General features: G+C 57.6%; 16 protein-coding genes. 9 read left to right on the top strand and 7 right to left on the bottom strand.

Features of this window, described 5'->3' with window-relative positions; all coding sequences use genetic code 11:
- Nucleotides 1-627 carry a 2-polyprenyl-3-methyl-6-methoxy-1,4-benzoquinone monooxygenase gene (gene coq7 / locus HHJ17_RS02195; RefSeq protein WP_296497503.1) on the bottom strand — a complete coding sequence of 209 codons (627 nt, stop codon included), beginning with the start codon at nucleotides 625-627 and terminating at the stop codon, nucleotides 1-3.
- A 272-nt stretch (nucleotides 628-899) separates the two neighbouring features.
- On the opposite strand from coq7, the gene HHJ17_RS02190 reads away from it, so the two are divergent.
- The 3 genes from HHJ17_RS02190 to HHJ17_RS02180 all read left to right on the top strand — a co-directional run bounded on the left by HHJ17_RS02190 (nucleotide 900) and on the right by HHJ17_RS02180 (nucleotide 3743).
- Nucleotides 900-1988 (top strand): porin, encoded by a 1089-nt coding sequence (locus HHJ17_RS02190; protein ID WP_296504832.1) that lies wholly within the window; start codon nucleotides 900-902, stop codon nucleotides 1986-1988.
- Between the two features lie 160 nt (nucleotides 1989-2148).
- Nucleotides 2149-2817 carry a TorF family putative porin gene (locus HHJ17_RS02185; RefSeq protein WP_296500607.1) on the top strand — a complete coding sequence of 223 codons (669 nt, stop codon included), beginning with the start codon at nucleotides 2149-2151 and terminating at the stop codon, nucleotides 2815-2817.
- A gap of 194 nt (nucleotides 2818-3011) precedes the next feature.
- Nucleotides 3012-3743, top strand: a complete 732-nt coding sequence (locus HHJ17_RS02180; RefSeq protein ID WP_296500605.1) for a PEP-CTERM sorting domain-containing protein — start codon at nucleotides 3012-3014, stop codon at nucleotides 3741-3743.
- A 28-nt stretch (nucleotides 3744-3771) separates the two neighbouring features.
- Here the strand turns inward: HHJ17_RS02180 and HHJ17_RS02175 are convergent, their stop codons facing one another.
- Both HHJ17_RS02175 and zwf read right to left on the bottom strand, forming a co-directional pair.
- Nucleotides 3772-4620 (bottom strand): SIS domain-containing protein, encoded by an 849-nt coding sequence (locus HHJ17_RS02175; RefSeq protein ID WP_296500603.1) that lies wholly within the window; start codon nucleotides 4618-4620, stop codon nucleotides 3772-3774.
- 6 nt (nucleotides 4621-4626) lie between these two features.
- The gene (gene zwf, locus HHJ17_RS02170) at nucleotides 4627-6081 is read right to left on the bottom strand and encodes a glucose-6-phosphate dehydrogenase (RefSeq protein WP_296500601.1); all 1455 of its coding nucleotides are present in this window, start codon (nucleotides 6079-6081) and stop codon (nucleotides 4627-4629) included.
- A gap of 106 nt (nucleotides 6082-6187) precedes the next feature.
- On the opposite strand from zwf, the gene tal reads away from it, so the two are divergent.
- Genes tal through HHJ17_RS02150 form a run of 4 tightly spaced genes read left to right on the top strand, consistent with a single transcriptional unit; the run spans nucleotide 6188 to nucleotide 10218 of the window.
- Nucleotides 6188-7135, top strand: a complete 948-nt coding sequence (gene tal, locus HHJ17_RS02165; protein ID WP_296500598.1) for a transaldolase — start codon at nucleotides 6188-6190, stop codon at nucleotides 7133-7135.
- 3 nt (nucleotides 7136-7138) lie between these two features.
- Nucleotides 7139-8707: a glucose-6-phosphate isomerase gene (gene pgi / locus HHJ17_RS02160; protein ID WP_296500596.1), complete on the top strand. Its 1569-nt coding sequence runs from the start codon at nucleotides 7139-7141 to the stop codon at nucleotides 8705-8707.
- A gap of 3 nt (nucleotides 8708-8710) precedes the next feature.
- On the top strand, nucleotides 8711-9373 hold the full coding sequence (locus HHJ17_RS02155) for an HAD family phosphatase (protein WP_296500594.1): 663 nt from the start codon (nucleotides 8711-8713) through the stop codon (nucleotides 9371-9373).
- The gene (locus tag HHJ17_RS02150; RefSeq protein ID WP_296500593.1) at nucleotides 9370-10218 is read left to right on the top strand and encodes a fumarylacetoacetate hydrolase family protein; all 849 of its coding nucleotides are present in this window, start codon (nucleotides 9370-9372) and stop codon (nucleotides 10216-10218) included. The genes HHJ17_RS02155 and HHJ17_RS02150 overlap by 4 nt, the downstream gene beginning before the upstream one ends.
- Nucleotides 10219-10283: 65 nt before the next feature.
- Here HHJ17_RS02150 and HHJ17_RS02145 read toward each other — a convergent pair whose 3' ends face one another.
- The gene (locus HHJ17_RS02145; protein ID WP_296500592.1) at nucleotides 10284-11192 is read right to left on the bottom strand and encodes an alpha/beta fold hydrolase; all 909 of its coding nucleotides are present in this window, start codon (nucleotides 11190-11192) and stop codon (nucleotides 10284-10286) included.
- A 76-nt stretch (nucleotides 11193-11268) separates the two neighbouring features.
- Here HHJ17_RS02145 and HHJ17_RS02140 point away from each other — a divergent pair, with 76 nt between their 5' ends.
- Entirely contained in the window at nucleotides 11269-11772 is a 504-nt protein-coding gene (locus HHJ17_RS02140; RefSeq protein ID WP_296500591.1) for a hypothetical protein, read from the top strand.
- A gap of 169 nt (nucleotides 11773-11941) precedes the next feature.
- Here HHJ17_RS02140 and groL read toward each other — a convergent pair whose 3' ends face one another.
- Together groL and groES are read right to left on the bottom strand one after the other, a co-directional pair.
- Nucleotides 11942-13591 carry a chaperonin GroEL gene (gene groL / locus HHJ17_RS02135; RefSeq protein ID WP_296500590.1) on the bottom strand — a complete coding sequence of 550 codons (1650 nt, stop codon included), beginning with the start codon at nucleotides 13589-13591 and terminating at the stop codon, nucleotides 11942-11944.
- A gap of 49 nt (nucleotides 13592-13640) precedes the next feature.
- Complete coding sequence (groES, locus tag HHJ17_RS02130) at nucleotides 13641-13931, bottom strand: co-chaperone GroES (RefSeq protein WP_096667046.1); 291 nt, start codon at nucleotides 13929-13931, stop codon at nucleotides 13641-13643.
- A 449-nt stretch (nucleotides 13932-14380) separates the two neighbouring features.
- Between groES and HHJ17_RS02125 the strand changes: the two genes are divergently transcribed.
- Nucleotides 14381-14602, top strand: coding sequence for a DUF3079 domain-containing protein (locus tag HHJ17_RS02125; RefSeq protein ID WP_296500588.1), 222 nt, complete (start codon nucleotides 14381-14383; stop codon nucleotides 14600-14602).
- Nucleotides 14603-14634: 32 nt separating this feature from the next.
- Here HHJ17_RS02125 and hmpA read toward each other — a convergent pair whose 3' ends face one another.
- Nucleotides 14635-15816 carry an NO-inducible flavohemoprotein gene (gene hmpA, locus HHJ17_RS02120; RefSeq protein ID WP_296500585.1) on the bottom strand — a complete coding sequence of 394 codons (1182 nt, stop codon included), beginning with the start codon at nucleotides 15814-15816 and terminating at the stop codon, nucleotides 14635-14637.
- Between the last annotated feature and the right edge of the window lie 156 nt (nucleotides 15817-15972).

Raw genomic sequence — 15972 nt, 5'->3', positions numbered from 1 at the left:
TTAAACCCGGTGCGCCACCGTCGTCATCACCCGGGCGGCGGCTTTCATCACATTTTTAACCACTTCTGGCAGTTCAACCGCCCCCAGCTTCTGTGCGTCCAGCGCATGGCGCGCCTCGTCGTCCTTCATCTGCGCCACGATGGCACGGGAGGCGTGGTCGTTGCTGGGCAGCAGCGTCAGGTGGCTTTGTAAATGAGCTTCGACCTGGTTTTCAGTCTCGACCACAAAACCCAGGCTTACTGGATCGCCCAGTCGACCGGCCAACAGGCCCAGCCCAAAAGCCCCGGCGTACCACAACGGGTTGAGCAGGGAAGGGCGCTGCCCCAGTTCCGTCAGACGTTGGCTGGTCCATGCCAGATGATCGGTTTCTTCGGCGCTCGCCTTGATGAAATGGGCACGGAGCGCGTTGTTTTTAGTCGCAAAGGCCTGCGCCGTATAAAGCGCCTGGGCGCAGACCTCTCCCACATGGTTGACCCGCATCAGGGCGCCGGCCTGAGCTTTTTCAGCGGCGGTCAGTTCGGTGGCGTCGCCGGGTAGCGTCGGGCAGGGCTGGGCGGCGCGCGGCGTGGCAAACAGCGTGCGCAGGGCAGCATCGGCGGTGGTAAAAAATTGGTCGGTAGGGTTCATACGCATGGTTAATTCTATTCAACGAACTGGGCTTGTGTTGTCCTTAGTCCGCCTCGTTGCACCTCCGTCGCAGCCTTGAAGCCAAGATCAAACCATGACTTTGTTGCAGGGCCGCAACGGAAGCGGTGGCTTTACCCATTTTCGCGCTCGATTTCTTTGCCAAGCCTTCGGGCCTCTGTTTCAATAGACCCAACTTCCTGAAATAGGAGGTTGGCCCTGGGATCCGAGACACTCGTACCGGAGCCCTTTGTTTAACCTTGGAGTAATTTGAAATGAAAAAGACCCTCGTAGCTTTGGCTGCCCTGGCTGTTGTATCCGCCGCTTCCGCTCAATCCACCGTGACCCTGTACGGTGTTGTTGACATGGGCATCAACACCCTGAAAGATTCAACTCCTACTGCTGACTTCACCAAAAACGGCGTTCAGCAAGGCACCATGTCCAATTCCCGTTTTGGTTTCAAAGGAACTGAAGATCTGGGTGGCGGCTTGAAGGCTAACTTCGCTTTGGAATTTGGTACTTCTCCAGATGAATCGACAGTTGCTCTCAGCAACCGTGTTGGTACTGTTGGTCTGAGTGGTAACTTCGGTGCTGTGACTATTGGTCGCCAGTACACCCCTTACCACAATGTCCAAATCGCAATGGACTTGGCTGGCAATCTGAATGCTACCCCAGGTTATGTTGTGAATAACCACAACTTCAATGGTGGCCGTGCTAGCAATGCTGTGAACTACCAATCCCCAAGCTTTGGTGGTTTCACCGCCGCTGCTCAAGTTGGTGCTGGCGGAGCAACTTCTGCTTCTGAAACCGTGGTAACTGGCGGTGCTCAGGCAGAAGGCAAGAGCTTTGGCTTGTCCGGCATTTATGCTGCAGGTCCATTGGTTGCTGGTTTGGCTTACAACGACGTAACCAATCCAAATGCAACTTTGGTTGGCTATGGCCCTATTACTGGTACACCTGCTATTGCCACAGTGGGCTTCGGCGCTGGTTCGAGTGAAGTGAAGGTCTGGGCTGCTGGTGCTTCTTATGACTTCACCGTTGTCAAGGCTTCTTTGGCATACTCTCGCCTGACAGATACAAAGAGCGCTGCTGGCGTATCTGAGTTGACTTCCAATGGTTATAACTTCAGCGTTGCCGCACCTTTCGGTGCAACGACTTTGGTGGCTAACTTGGGTCGTGCGACCGTGAAGCAAGACAGCTCCGCAACTGATGGCACGATCACTGGCTACCAGTTGATGGCTAACTACTCTTTGTCCAAGCGCACTACTGCTTACGCTGTTTACGGCAACGACAAGCTGGACCTGAATGGTTCTGAAGCTCTCAAGCGTACTTCTACCGCTGTTGGCGTTCGCCACACGTTCTAATCCAACGCTGACGCAAGTCAGTTAGAGATTAAATGTAAAACCCCCGCTGCGGCAACGTGGCGGGGGTTTTTTACGTCACGGTTTTCAGTGCTGAGATGACGGCGTGCCAATTGCCTTGGCGAAAAGTCGCATTTGTTGTTTTATTTGTGAGTGTTTGGGTATGAAAAAAGTCAAGTTAGCCATCGCGTCCGTCCTGGCCGCCCTGGTCATGGTGCCTGTGGTGGCGCAGGCCGATGTGGTTTACAACATCGGCGTCGTTTCGCTCTACAAATCGAAAGGGGTGGACCAGAACACGGGCGAAGCCAAAGACTTTCGTCCGGCCCTGCAGGGCGGTGTCGATTGGACGCATGCCAGCGGGTTTTATGTCAGCAACTGGAACTCTACTGGCAAGTTTGGTGCAGCCAATCTGGAAATTGATTTGACGGCGGGTTATGTCCACAAACTCAATGACGCGGTGAGCTTGGACATCAGCTTGTTCACCTATGCCTACCCCGATCAAGCGTCAGAAAATGGCACGGACTTGAATACCAGTGTGTCATTTGGTGCCTTCAAGCTGTACTACAACCGTGTGCTGACCAAAGTGTATGAAACGAGCGAGACTTTCGGCCTTGACTATAAACAGCCGCTCACCGACAAACTAACTTTCTTGGCGGGTGCCGGCTACAAGAATCCTAGAGTCGGCAAAGACAACACCTACGCCAGCCTTGGCTTGGGGTACAACCTGGGCGCGGGCCTCACTACCAAGCTGGAGATTTCAGGTGCCGATGAATTGGTGTACGGTGCTGCCGGAAAAACCCGCGCAGTTATTTCTTTAAACCAGACTTTCTAACCCTGGCCTTGCGCCGCTGGCTTAGATTTGTGCTGACCAAAACAGCATGCCGATTTTGTTTACAAGCTGTCGAATTTTTTTACAGTCCTGATCCTGAAATTCCATGAAAAGTTACAAAACCGTTCTGTAACAACTACTTACAAAGCTGGCGCGGTTCATGCTTTTGTATGAATCTACAACTCATGGGCTGCGTTATGAAAACTTTTAAACACACTTGTGCCTTATTGTCCTTCGCGTGTGCTACTTCGATCTGTAGCGCAGCCTCGGTGCGCATTACGTTCGACAATCCAATTTACAACGGACCCGGCGGCTTTGATAACGTCAGTATCAGCTACCCAGGCGGATCAAGCGATGTGGCGGCAAGTCGTTTCCAGGGCACCGCTTCAAACATCGTGGGGGTCCCGAGCTCGATCTTTGTGGACGGGATCAATGATGTTTACATGTACTGCTACGACCTGTATCACGGCATCAGTGGTGGCCAAGTGGTGAACTACACCATCAATCTCGCCGGCGCATTGAGCCGGACACTGGACTTTTTGGGCGCGGTGAACGGCGTGATGAACTTTGGAAAAGCAACCGCAGATCCTTACGCCTGGTTGCATCCGGTTGATGCAAATCAGGGTGCAGCCATTCAGCTTGGTATCTGGGAGAGTAAGTACGACAATGCCGGTTGGAATCTGGGTACCGGTAGCTTCAAAGCGGCAGGTCTTGAATCGGCTACGAATACGTATTGGAATTCATTCAAGAATGCGATCGGCACTTACGGTGACGTTGATGCGCATTCGGTCATGACCTTTGAATCCACCAGTGCCCAAGGCATGATCGCAGGTGATCCACCTGCTAACGTGCCGGAGCCCGGATCACTGGCTTTGCTCGGTGCTGGCCTCGCCAGCTTGGCTTTCGCGCGCCGAAACAAGGTGCAATAAAGCGAAACAATTGGCTTGTTGGGGTATCTCAGGTGTAACGCTTGCTGCGCAAATTGTTCTTCATCTCGCGTAGCAAGGGTTGCAGTTTGTCGCCGCCGATGCGCAAAGCCACGCAGGTGGCAAGAATGTCGATAATCATCAAATGCAGCAGGCGCGACACCATAGGGCTGTAGCGGTCATAGCCTTCCGGGTGGTCGGCGGCCAAGTGGATGTGACCGGCTGAAGCCAGTGGTGAGCCACTGGCGGTGATGACGATGGTGGTGGCGCCGTTTTTGCGGGCAATGTCGCAGGCGTCCATCAGGTCGCGGGTGCGGCCGGAGTTGGAAATCACCACCACGCAGTCGCCCGGCCCCAGGAGTGAGGCACTCATGACCTGCATGTGGCCGTCGCTGTAGGCGATGGTGTGCATGCCGAGCCGAAAAAACTTGTGCTGCGCATCCTGCGCCACCACACCGGAATTACCGACGCCAAAAAACTCGATGCGTTTGCCCTGCGTGAAGGCTTCCACCAAGGTGGTGACGGCCTTTTCAATCGCCGGGGTGCTGGCATCGTTTCGGTATTTCAAAAACGCCGCCACGGTATTGTCGATGACCTTGACCATGATGTCATTGGTCTTGTCGTCGACATCGACGCTGCGGTGAATAAAGGGCACGCCTTCACTGACGCTGCCGGCCAGCTTGAGCTTGAAGTCGGACAGCCCGTCGTAGCCTACGCTGCGGCAAAAGCGCACCACCGTGGGCTTGCTGACGTGGGCTCGATCGGCCAGTTCGCTGATGGGTTGCTTGGCAAAACTGCGCGGATCACTCAAAACCAGTTTGGCCACGCGCTGTTCCGCCGGGGCCAGCGAGGGCAGACAGGCTTTGATGCGCTCAAGCATAGGGGCTCACGATTCTTCAGCCCAGCAAAATCCGTCACGCGCAATCATGGCGCTGGCGGCGCTGGGCCCCCAAGTGCCGGCAGCATACAGGCGCGGGCCTTGTGCGTCGTGCTGCCAGTGGTCCAGGATCGGTTCGACCCAGCGCCAGGCTTCTTCTTGCTCGTCGCTGCGGACAAACAAATTCAGACGGCCATCAATCACGTCCAGCAGCAAGCGTTCATAGGCGCCGACGCGTTCCGAGCCAAAGCGTTTGTCAAAGTCGAGGTCGAGCTGCACGGGCGACAGGGTTTGCGAGTTGCGCCGGTTGTCTTGGCCCTGCGCCAGCAGATGCAATTCGAGCCCATCTTTGGGCTGCAGGTTGATGACCAGGCGATTCGCCATGCCGATTTGAGAGTTGAAAATGGCGTGCGGTGTCGGCCGGAAGTTCACCACAATGCGGGCATCGCGTCCGGCCAGTCGTTTGCCGGTCCGGATATAAAACGGCACGCCAGCCCAGCGCCAGTTGGAGATCTCGGTGCGCAAGGCAACAAAGGTCTCGGTATGGCTGTGCGGGTTGACACCGGTCTCGTCGCGGTAAGCGGCCACCGCCGTCCCGTTGATGTTGCCCGCCGCATACTGACCGCGAATCACGTCCTGCGACAGGGTCTCGGCCGTCCAGGGCTTGAGCGATCGCAAGACCTTGAGTTTTTCGTCGCGGATAGCGTCGGCATGCGAGTTGATGGGCGGCTCCATGCCAATGGCGCACAGCAGTTGCAGGGCATGGTTTTGCACCATGTCGCGCAGCGCGCCGGTGGTCTCGTAAAACGCACCGCGTTTTTCCACGCCCAGTTCTTCGGCGATGGTGATCTGGATGTTGGCAATGTGTTCGCGCCGCCACAGGGGCTCAAACAGGGCGTTGCCAAAGCGCAGTGCAAACAGGTTTTGCACGGCGGGCTTGCCCAGGTAGTGGTCAATCCGGAAGACCTGCTTTTCACCAAAGGCCTGGCGCACCGCTTCGTTGATGGCGCGGTTGCTGGCCAGATCGTGGCCCAGCGGCTTTTCCAGCACGACACGGGTCTGCGGCGTGTTCAGGCCGGCGACGGCCAGCTGTTCACAGATGGTAGTGAAAAGGTTGGGCGCAGTGGCCATGTACATGACGACCGTATCGGCCTGGCGTTGAGCCAGTGCAGCGGCCAGGCGAGCATAGTCGCCGGGGTGGGATAAATCCATCTGGACAAATTCGAGCAACGCGGCAAAGCGGCAGAACTCTTCTTCGCTGGGGCGTTTGGCCAATTCAACCTGGTTGAAGCGCGCACAAATCTGGGCGCGGTACTGCTCGGCGCTGAGGTCGTCGCGGCCGACGCCAATGATGCGACCACCCTCCGGTAGCGTGCCATGGCGAAAGGCCTGGAACAGGGCTGGCATCAGCTTGCGCCAGGCCAAATCGCCGGTGCCACCAAATAAAACAAGATCAAAACTCATGATTTTTTGTTACATAAAATACGAGGTTGTACTGTAACTTTGTTTCACTCATAATTCAACTTGATGTAAAACTGTTTTTTTAACTTCGATCTTTTTGCCCATCTTTATGAACCAACTCGACGCACTTAAACAATTCACCACCGTGGTCGCTGACACCGGCGACTTCAAGCAGATTGATGCGTATCGGCCGCAAGACGCCACCACCAATCCGTCGCTGATTCTGAAGGCGGTGCAAAAGCCGGATTACCGCTCGCTGTTGACGGACACGGTGGCCAAGTTCCGCGGCCGGCCGCTGGACGAAATCATGGACCGGTTGCTGGTGCGTTTTGGTGTCGAGATTTTGTCCATCATTCCCGGACGCGTCTCGACCGAGGTCGATGCCCGCCTGAGTTTCGATACCGTGGCCACCGTGGCCCGGGCCGAGCGCATCATCGAGCTGTACCAAGCGCAAGGCATTCACATTGACCGGGTGCTGGTCAAGGTGGCCGCTACTTGGGAGGGCATTCAGGCTGCCAAACAGTTGGAGCAGCGCGGCATTCACACCAACCTGACGCTGCTGTTTTCGTTCTGCCAGGCGGTGGCCTGCGGTCAGGCCAAAGTGCAACTGATCTCACCGTTTGTCGGCCGCATCTACGACTGGTACAAAAAGTCGGCCGGTGCGGGCTGGGTAGAGGCGGACAACGCGGGCGCCAATGATCCCGGCGTCAAGTCGGTGCAACATATCTACAACTACTACAAGAAATTCGGCATTGCCACCGAGGTGATGGGCGCGAGCTTTCGCAACGTCGGCCAAATCACGGCGCTGGCCGGCTGCGACCTGCTCACCATCAGCCCGGATTTGCTGGCCACCCTGGCTGCGACCGAGACGCCCCTGCAGCGCGCGCTGGACCCCAAGACGGCCCAAGCGCTGGACCTGGCGCCGCTGAGTTATGACGAGGCGGGCTTCCGCTTTGCCCTCAATGACGACGCGATGGCTACCGAGAAACTGGCCGAGGGCATCCGCGCGTTCTGCGTGGATGCTGTCAAGTTGGACCAGTTGCTACTGGAGGCCTGACCGATGACCCGTATCCGTTGTGACCGCACCCCCGCCTGGAGTGCACTCCAGACCGCTTTCAATACCCATGGCCGCAGCTTCGACGCGCGGACCGCGTTTGCCGCAGAGCCGGGCCGGTTTGAGGCCTTCAGCCAAAGCGCGCCGCATATCTTTGCCGACCTGTCCAAGAATTTGATCGATGCCGCGACGCAGCAGTTGCTGTTTGATCTGGCGCGCCAGAGCGGTGTGGAAGCGCACCGTGCGGCCCTGTTTGCCGGTGCGGCGATCAACAACACCGAACAACGTGCCGTGATGCACTGGTTATTAAGAAATCCGCCTCTAGCCCCCGTCGATACTGCGCAAGTAGCTACTAATAACATAGCATCTGAATCCGGGAAAGTGCACGCCAAGCTGGACGCCATGTTGGCCTATGCGCAAACCGTGCGGGCCGATGCGGCGATCACCGACGTGGTGAACATCGGCATTGGCGGCTCGGACCTGGGCCCGCAAATGGCGGTGCTGGCGCTGGACGCCTTTGCGCTGCCGGGCAAGCGCTTTCACTTCGTCTCGAATGTGGACGGGCACGAACTGGCCGCGGTGCTCCAACGCCTCAAGCCTGAGAGCACGCTGTTTTTGATTGCCAGCAAAACCTTCACCACCATCGAGACCATGACCAACGCGCAATCCGCCAAGGCCTGGTTTGACGCGCAGGGCGGCACCGACATTGGCCGGCACTTTGCCGCCCTCACCACCAACGTGGCGGCGGCCAATGCCTTTGGCATCAGCAGCACTTTTGGTTTTTGGGACTGGGTCGGCGGGCGTTATTCGGTGTGGTCGGCGATCGGCCTGCCGTTGGCGATTGCCATCGGCGCCGATGGGTTTCGCGAGTTTCTGGCCGGGGCGCACGCCATGGACGAGCACTTTCGCAGCGCGCCGCTGGAGCAGAACCTGCCGGTGCGGCTGGCTTTGCTGGACGTCTGGTACCGCAACTTTCACGGCTTCACCAGCCGCAGCATTGCGCCGTATCACAGCGCGCTGCGCCGGCTACCGGCCTATTTGCAGCAGCTGGAGATGGAAAGCAACGGCAAGCGGGTGGACGCCCAAGGCGAAACCCTGCCATATGGCACCTCGCCGGTGCTGTGGGGCGAGCCCGGCACCAATGGGCAGCACGCCTATTTTCAGATGCTGCACCAGGGTACCGACGTGGTGCCGGTCGAGTTTGTCGCCGTCAAAAAGCCCAAGCACAGCTTGCCAGCTCACCACGATCTGCTGCTGGCCAACGTGCTGGCACAGGCGCAGGCGCTGATGGTCGGCAAAGCCGACGCTGGCGGCCACAAGCACTTTCCCGGCAACCGGCCCAGCACCTTCTTGCTGCTGGACGAACTGACGCCCGCGTCTTTGGGCGCCTTGATCGCCTTGCAGGAGCACCGGGTGTTTGTCAGTGGCTCGCTCTGGGGCATCAACAGTTTTGACCAGTGGGGCGTGGAGCTGGGCAAAGTCTTGGCCAAAGAAATCGCGCCCCGGCTGGCCAGTGGCGATGCGCGCGGGTTGGACGGTTCTACCGCCGGCTTGCTGGCACGTTTGCGGGCCTGACGCATGAATGTGGTGTTTGATTTCGGCGCCGTGCTGTTCACCTGGCGCCCGGCCGAGTTGCTGGCGCAATCCTTTCCAGACGTAGCCGCTACCCCGCAACAAGCCGCGCAACTGGCGCAGGCGGTGTTTGCGCACGACGACTGGCACAATTTTGACCGCGGCACTTTGCCGATGGGCGTGGTGGTGGAACGCACCGCCGCGCGCTTGGGCCTGGACCCGGGCGTGCTGGCCGATTTGGTTCACAGCATTGGTGATCGGTTGCTGCCGATTGACGCCACCGTGGCCCTGTTGGCGCAGTTGCACGCCTTGCGCCGTCCGTCCGCCGCAGGGGTGGCGGGCCCCGATCAACTGAAGCTCTATTTTTTGTCGAACATGCCGGTGCCTTATGCCCGCACGCTGGAGCAACGGCACGCTTTCTTGCAGTGGTTCGATGGCGGTATTTTTTCTGGCGACGTCCTGCACATCAAACCGGAGCCGGCCATCTACCAGCTGCTGCAAACCCGCTACGCGCTGGAGCCGGGTGAAACGCTGTTCATCGACGACTTGAAGGGCAATGTGCAAACCGCCCGCGAGCAGGGCTGGCATGGCATCCACTTTGAGTCGGCGCCGCAGCTGCAGGCAGAACTGGCAAACTTGCTGGGTCAAGCAACGAAAGGAAACCGATGAAACTCGTCCGTTATGGCCAACCCGGCAAAGAAAAACCGGGTCTGATCGATGCGCAGGGCCAGTTGCGCGACTTGAGCGCCGTGATTGCGGACATTGGCCCGGCGCAACTGGGTGACGTGGCACTGGCCAAATTGCAGCGCTTGAACCCCGACAAACTGCCTTTGGTCAAGGGCAAACCGCGCCTGGGCAGCCCGTTGCAGGGCGTCGGTAAGTTCATCGCGATTGGCTTGAACTATGCCGACCACGCCGCCGAGTCGGGCCTGCCGATTCCGGCCGAGCCGGTGGTGTTCATGAAAGCCACCAGCTGCATCCAGGGCGCCAACGACGCCGTCATGTTGCCCAAAGGTTCGGTCAAAACCGATTGGGAAGTGGAGCTGGGCGTGGTGATCGGCACGCGGGCGCGCTACGTCTTGCAAAAGGACGCGCTCAACCATGTCGCTGGTTACTGCACCGTCAATGACATCAGCGAACGCGAATACCAGCTGGAACGCGGCGGCACCTGGGACAAGGGCAAAGGCTGCGACACGTTTGGGCCACTGGGGCCCTGGCTGGTGACGCGGGATGAAGTGCCCAATCCGCAAAAACTGGGTCTGTGGCTGGAGGTCAACGGCCAACGGGTCCAGCAGGGCAACACCAAAACCATGATTTTTGGCGTCGCCAAGATCGTCAGTTACCTGAGCCAGTTCATGACCCTGCTGCCGGGCGATGTGATCACCACCGGCACGCCACCCGGCGTTGGCATGGGCCGGAAGCCGCCGCAGTTTCTGAAAGCGGGCGACACGATGGTTCTGGGCGTAGAGGGCTTGGGGGAACAACACCAGACGGTGGTGCCGTTCAAGCGCTGAGTTATTGATTGAATCAGCCTCTAGCCCTTATTTAATATGCGCAAGCAGCTATATAAATAGTAGCATTAGGGGGCGGTGGCCTTGCGCACGGCCAGGTAGTCGTGCCTGAAGCGCTGCAGGGTGGCTTGGTAAGCGGCGTGGCCGACCTGATCGAGGTCACTGTGATCGCCTCCTTCAATGGTGAGCCACGCTTTGGGTGGGTTGGCGCTGGCAAATAATTGCTGCCCCAGACGCAGGGGAATCGTTGTGTCGGCGCGGCCATGGATCATCAGCAAGGGGGCGTGAATCCGCGCGATTTTGTCAAGGGAGGCAAAGCGTTCGTCGTTAAAAAGGACTAAAAATCGGGCTAAAAATCCCGCCTCACGCGCCACGTCGGTGAAGCTGGTGAACGCAGACTCCAGAATCAGTGCGCCGTAATCGGTCGGGGCGCGCAGGCGGCTGGCCAGATCAACCGCCACGCCGCTGCCCATGGAATGGCCATAGATCACGCGCTGGGCAGCACGCGGCTCGCGGCGCTGCAGTTCGCTCCAAGCCACGGCGGCATCCTGCAAAATGCTTTGTTCTGACGGCGTGATCGGCGTGCTTAAGCCCCAACCCCGGTAGTCCACCGCCAGGACCGAAAAGCCGGCCTCACGCAAGGCCTCCATCTTGTGCCAGTTGTCAAACAGGGTGCGAAACGTGCCGTGAAAATACAGCAGGGTCGGCGCATTGGTATCCGAATGTGGCAACCACCACATCTCCACGCGCTGCCCGGTATCACTGGCGATGCCGGTCTTGCTCTCCTCCTGGAGGGGCTGGGCTGAAACGGCTGGCAGGTTGACAAAATAGCGCTCATCACCGGCGTGCAGAGCGGCAAATTCGGCCGGAATACCGGGGGTGGGGCGGTAGATGATCTGGCGCTGCCGGCTGTCCAGCCAGGCACAACCACTGCTGGACAGCAGGGCCATTAGCAAAAAGAGGTGTAGCAAACCCATACAGCGCCTGCGGCTTGTCAAGAGGGCTGCCGTTACACTGCAAACCTTTTGCATCACGAAATTCAACGCTGCCCCCATGAATAAATTGTTTCCCATCGTCTTTGGCCTGATTGTGGCCCACCTGTCGGGCGCCGCCATGGCCGAGCAAAGTTTCCTCGCCTCGCTGGCGCAGGACAAAGTGCTGAGCTGGCAGTTCAGTCCCTATACCCTTCATTTTTCCCCCAGTGATGACCACAAAGACGTGGTGATGGTGGGCGTGGAGCGCGAGCATCCCAATGCCAAACTGGATGGCGTCACGTTTTTTACCAATTCATTTGGGCAACCGACGGTGTATGTCTATCCGTGGGGCGGCGTTTATCACGATATTGCGGGCATCAACCATTTGTCGTTCAAATGGACGGCCGGTTTGCTTTACGGCTACAAAGATCCCTACCAAGACAAAGTGCCTTACAACCACGCCGGGTTTTCACCCGCGGTGATTCCCGCCCTGGCTTATGAATTCAAACCGGGCTGGTCGGCACAAGTCAATGTTCTGGGGACGGCCGGGCTGATGTTTCAGCTCAACGCCCCTTTTAATTAAATAGGGCTCTAGCCCACGTCCAATAAGCGTAGGAAGCTACTATTTAAATAGCAAAAAACCCGCAAGGTTCGCACCTTGCGGGTTTTTTGTTTTGTGTCGAAAGCCATAACGCCCATCGACGCAGCATGACAATCTACAGCTGGCTGCAGATCGTCAAGCAAGGAGCCTATTACATGCCCATGCCGCCCATGCCGCCCATGCCGCCCATGTCGCCGCCGCCCATGCCGCCAGCTGATTCGTCCTTAGGCGCCTCAGCCACCATGCACTCGGTGGTCAACATCAAAGAGGCCACAGACGCTGCGTTTTGCAGAGCGGTGCGGGTCACTTTGGTTGGGTCCAGGATACCCATTTCGATCATGTCGCCATAGGTGTCGTTGGCAGCGTTGAAGCCGAAGTTGCCCTTGCCGGCCAACACAGCTGCCACCACCACAGACGCTTCACCGCCGCCGTTGTAAACGATCTCGCGCAGAGGCGCTTCGATGGCTTTCATCACCAGCTTGATACCGGCTTCCTGGTCCGCGTTGTCGCCTTTAACGACGCCAGCAGTTTGCTTGGCGCGCAACAGCGCAACGCCGCCGCCAGCCACGATGCCTTCTTCCACGGCAGCGCGGGTAGCGTGCAGGGCGTCTTCAACGCGGGCTTTCTTTTCTTTCATTTCGACTTCGGTGGCAGCGCCAACCTTGATCACGGCAACACCGCCAGCCAGCTTGGCCACGCGCTCTTGCAATTTTTCGCGGTCGTAGTCAGAAGTAGCTTCTTCGATCTGCACGCGCACTTGCTTCACGCGGGCTTCGATGTCAGCAGGAGCACCAGCACCGTCGATGATGATGGTGTTTTCTTTGCCCACTTCGATGCGCTTGGCCGAACCGAGATCAGCCAAAGTCACTTTTTCGAGCGACATGCCAACTTCTTCAGCAATCACTTTGCCGCCGGTCAGGATGGCGATGTCTTCCAGCATGGCCTTGCGACGATCGCCAAAGCCTGGCGCCTTGACCGCCACAACCTTCAGAATGCCACGGATGGTGTTGACCACCAAAGTTGCCAGGGCTTCGCCTTCGACATCTTCCGAGATGATCAGCAAAGGACGGCCGGACTTGGCAACTTGTTCCAGGGTCGGCAGCAGGTCACGAATGTTGCTGATTTTCTTGTCGTACAAGAGCACAAACGGGTTGTCCAGCAGTGCGGCTTGCTTTTCTGGGTTGTTGATGAAGTAGGGTGACAGGTAGCCACGGTCAAACTGCATACCTTCAACGACTTCGAGTTCGCTGTCGAGCGACTTGCCGTCTTCAACCGTGATCACGCCTTCTTTGCCCACTTTGTCCATCGCATCAGCAATGATCTTGCCGATAGCTTCGTCAGAGTTGGCGGAAATCGAACCGACTTGGGCGATTTCTTTGGAAGTGGTGGTGGCTTTGGACGCCTTCTTCAACTCGGTAACCAGGGCGTGCACCGCCTTGTCGATACCGCGCTTCAGGTCCATCGGGTTCATGCCGGCGGCCACGTACTTCATGCCTTCGTGCACGATGGCTTGTGCCAGCACGGTCGCGGTGGTGGTGCCGTCGCCAGCGATGTCGGAGGTCTTGGAAGCAACTTCCTTGACCATCTGCGCACCCATGTTTTGCAGCTTGTCTTTGAGTTCGATTTCCTTGGCCACGGACACGCCGTCCTTGGTCACGGTCGGGGCGCCGAACGAGCGCTCCAGAACTACGTTACGGCCTTTTGGGCCAAGGGTTACTTTAACGGCGTTGGCCAGGATGTTCACACCCTCGACCATGCGTGCGCGGGCTTCGCCGCCGAAAACTACGTCTTTTGCTGCCATGTTAGGACTCCGGATTCAGTTAATTAGTTAAGTGGAAAGAAGTGAGAAATTACTTCTCGACAACCGCAAACAGGTCATCTTCTTTCATGACGAGCAATTCGTCGCCGTCAACTTTGACGGTTTGGCCACTGTATTTGCCGAACAACACGCGGTCGCCGACCTTGACGGCCATGGCGCTGATTTCGCCCTTGTCGTTCTTCTTGCCAGGACCCACGGCCAGCACTTCACCTTGATCAGGCTTTTCAGCAGCGCTGTCAGGAATGACGATGCCAGAGGCAGTTTTGGTTTCGTTTTCCACGCGTTTAACAATCACGCGATCATGCAGAGGACGAAGTTTCATGGGATCTCCTATGGGTTTTGAAACAAAGGTTGAACAATCAAGAGCACCAACTTAAACAAGTTGATGCTCACTAATTTGAAGAGAAAGCTGTAAAGGACAAAAGCCTGTTAGCACTCAACTCTTACGAGTGCTAATGATAAGGGCATTTGCCAGGCTTTCAAGAGGATGCGGGTAAATCCTGAATCTGCTGCCAAGCTCCTGGGATGGTTCCTAGACGCGAATGCAAGGCGGAAATTTCATTAAATATTGCATATTGCAAAAAACACATTCACTCTATAAAATGCATGATGTATGCATCTTTAACTCAATTGCCTGAACCTGTACGTCCGACACGCTGGACGTACACCACATTTCGCGTACTGATTTGAAGACCTTGCGCCGCCGTTATTCGGTTCCAGGCATACCCGGGCAGCAAGCAGTAGTCGACGATTCATTTCGAGGTCATCAAAGTGAAAAAGATATTCCCCATACATCCGGCCAACCCCGAACGAATCTGCTGGGGTTGCGATAAATACTGCTCTGCTAACGACATGATGTGTGGCAATGGATCCGACCGCACCCAGCATCCGTTTGAATTGTTTGGCGAAAACTGGCGTGAATGGGGCAGCGATTACACGCCGGAACCAGTGGCCGAGGACCGTTGCGTTGTTGCACCGGCCCCTCGGAAATAATCTGGTCGGCTCACGTTGCCGGGTTCGGCCTGTCAGGCCAGCGCTGACGCCGGCCCGAAGAACTCGTAAGAAGTCTGCGCTTCTGGCACACCCACTTCGCGCAGCGACGATTTAACGGCTTTCATGAAAGGCACGGGGCCCAGGAAATACGCGTCCACATCACGCGTTTCGGGCAGCCACTGGGCCAGATGATTCGGTCCGATCAGGCCGACCGCATCCGGTTCGGCATCGCCGTCGCGCGACTCGGCATAGCAATAATAATGGCGCAGATTGTCATGACGCTCGGCCAGTTGGTCGACCATGCCTCGGAAGGCGTGCACACCGCCGTGGCGCGCCGCATGGATGAAATAGACGTCGCGTCCGGTGTTCAGTGCGCTGGTTAGCATCGCCAATGTCGGCGTGATGCCGACGCCGCCGCTGATCAGCACCACCGGCTTGTCGCCTGCGGTCAGCGTGAACGCGCCCGATGGCGGGAACAGATCGACCGCATCGCCGACATTGACGTGGTCATGCAGGAAGTTGGACACCAGCCCCATCGGCTCGCGCTTGACGCTGATCTGGTAGCTGACGCCGTTGCGCTCAGCCGACAGCGAATACTGGCGCTGCATTTCGGCGCCGTCCATGGTCACGCGGATGCCGATGCACTGGCCTGGCTCGAAGGCCAGTACCGGCTGGCCGTCTTGCGGCGTCATCTGGAACGACACGATTTCGTCCGACTCCACAGTTTTGCGCGATACGACGAACTTGCGTGCGCCTTCCCAGCCGCCCGGCGCGGCTTTTTTCTCTTGGTAGATGTCGCCTTCGGCACCCATCAGGATGTCAGCCAGTTGGCCGTAGGCCGCGGCCCAGGCGTCGATGACGGCGTCGGTGGCGACTTCAGCGCCGAGCACTTCGCGAATCGCCTTCAGCAGGCTGGCGCCGACCATCGGATAGTGTTCCGGCAAGATCTGCAGCGCGACGTGCTTGTTCACGATGGTATTGACCAGCGGGCCCAACTGTTCAAGGCGCTCGATGTTCCTGGCATACATCAGGATGCCATTCGCCAGCGCGCGCTGCTGGTCGCCGCTGTGCTGGTGGGCCTGGTTGAACAGCGGCAGCACCTCGGGAAAGTCCTTGAACAGCTGGAGGTAGAAGTGGCGCGTCAGCGCTTCGCCGCCTTGCTCCAGAATGGGGACGGTCGCGGCGATGATGGAACGGTGTTCTTGGGAAAGCATGGTGATGAGCTCTGAAATTTAAGATATATTAATAATACATCTTAAATTAGGTGCCAGCTAAACTCCTACCAAAATCAGGTCTAGCTCAAGAGAGGACAACAGGTAGCTTGGCTTCTGTTTGGAACGCGCTACGCGGCTTGTCCAAGCCTGTTTGTC

This window comes from Rhodoferax sp. (genome assembly GCF_012927445.1).
Taxonomy (GTDB): Bacteria; Pseudomonadota; Gammaproteobacteria; order Burkholderiales; family Burkholderiaceae_C; genus Rhodoferax.
The sequence above is the reverse complement of the archived record's forward strand: the minus strand, read 5'-3'. Positions and strand labels throughout refer to the sequence as shown.

What these genes read in the sequence shown, in the direction of transcription:
- hmpA (WP_296500585.1), bottom strand. Translation starts at nt 15,816, where the DNA reads ATGCTTTCCCAAGAACACCGTTCCATCATCGCCGCGACCGTCCCCATT.
- pgi (WP_296500596.1), top strand. Translation starts at nt 7,139, where the DNA reads ATGACCCGTATCCGTTGTGACCGCACCCCCGCCTGGAGTGCACTCCAG.
- HHJ17_RS02180 (WP_296500605.1), top strand. Translation starts at nt 3,012, where the DNA reads ATGAAAACTTTTAAACACACTTGTGCCTTATTGTCCTTCGCGTGTGCT.
- HHJ17_RS02185 (WP_296500607.1), top strand. Translation starts at nt 2,149, where the DNA reads ATGAAAAAAGTCAAGTTAGCCATCGCGTCCGTCCTGGCCGCCCTGGTC.
- HHJ17_RS02155 (WP_296500594.1), top strand. Translation starts at nt 8,711, where the DNA reads ATGAATGTGGTGTTTGATTTCGGCGCCGTGCTGTTCACCTGGCGCCCG.
- groES (WP_096667046.1), bottom strand. Translation starts at nt 13,931, where the DNA reads ATGAAACTTCGTCCTCTGCATGATCGCGTGATTGTTAAACGCGTGGAA.
- HHJ17_RS02190 (WP_296504832.1), top strand. Translation starts at nt 900, where the DNA reads ATGAAAAAGACCCTCGTAGCTTTGGCTGCCCTGGCTGTTGTATCCGCC.
- groL (WP_296500590.1), bottom strand. Translation starts at nt 13,591, where the DNA reads ATGGCAGCAAAAGACGTAGTTTTCGGCGGCGAAGCCCGCGCACGCATG.
- HHJ17_RS02145 (WP_296500592.1), bottom strand. Translation starts at nt 11,192, where the DNA reads ATGGGTTTGCTACACCTCTTTTTGCTAATGGCCCTGCTGTCCAGCAGT.
- tal (WP_296500598.1), top strand. Translation starts at nt 6,188, where the DNA reads ATGAACCAACTCGACGCACTTAAACAATTCACCACCGTGGTCGCTGAC.
- coq7 (WP_296497503.1), bottom strand. Translation starts at nt 627, where the DNA reads ATGAACCCTACCGACCAATTTTTTACCACCGCCGATGCTGCCCTGCGC.
- zwf (WP_296500601.1), bottom strand. Translation starts at nt 6,081, where the DNA reads ATGAGTTTTGATCTTGTTTTATTTGGTGGCACCGGCGATTTGGCCTGG.
- HHJ17_RS02140 (WP_296500591.1), top strand. Translation starts at nt 11,269, where the DNA reads ATGAATAAATTGTTTCCCATCGTCTTTGGCCTGATTGTGGCCCACCTG.
- HHJ17_RS02150 (WP_296500593.1), top strand. Translation starts at nt 9,370, where the DNA reads ATGAAACTCGTCCGTTATGGCCAACCCGGCAAAGAAAAACCGGGTCTG.
- HHJ17_RS02175 (WP_296500603.1), bottom strand. Translation starts at nt 4,620, where the DNA reads ATGCTTGAGCGCATCAAAGCCTGTCTGCCCTCGCTGGCCCCGGCGGAA.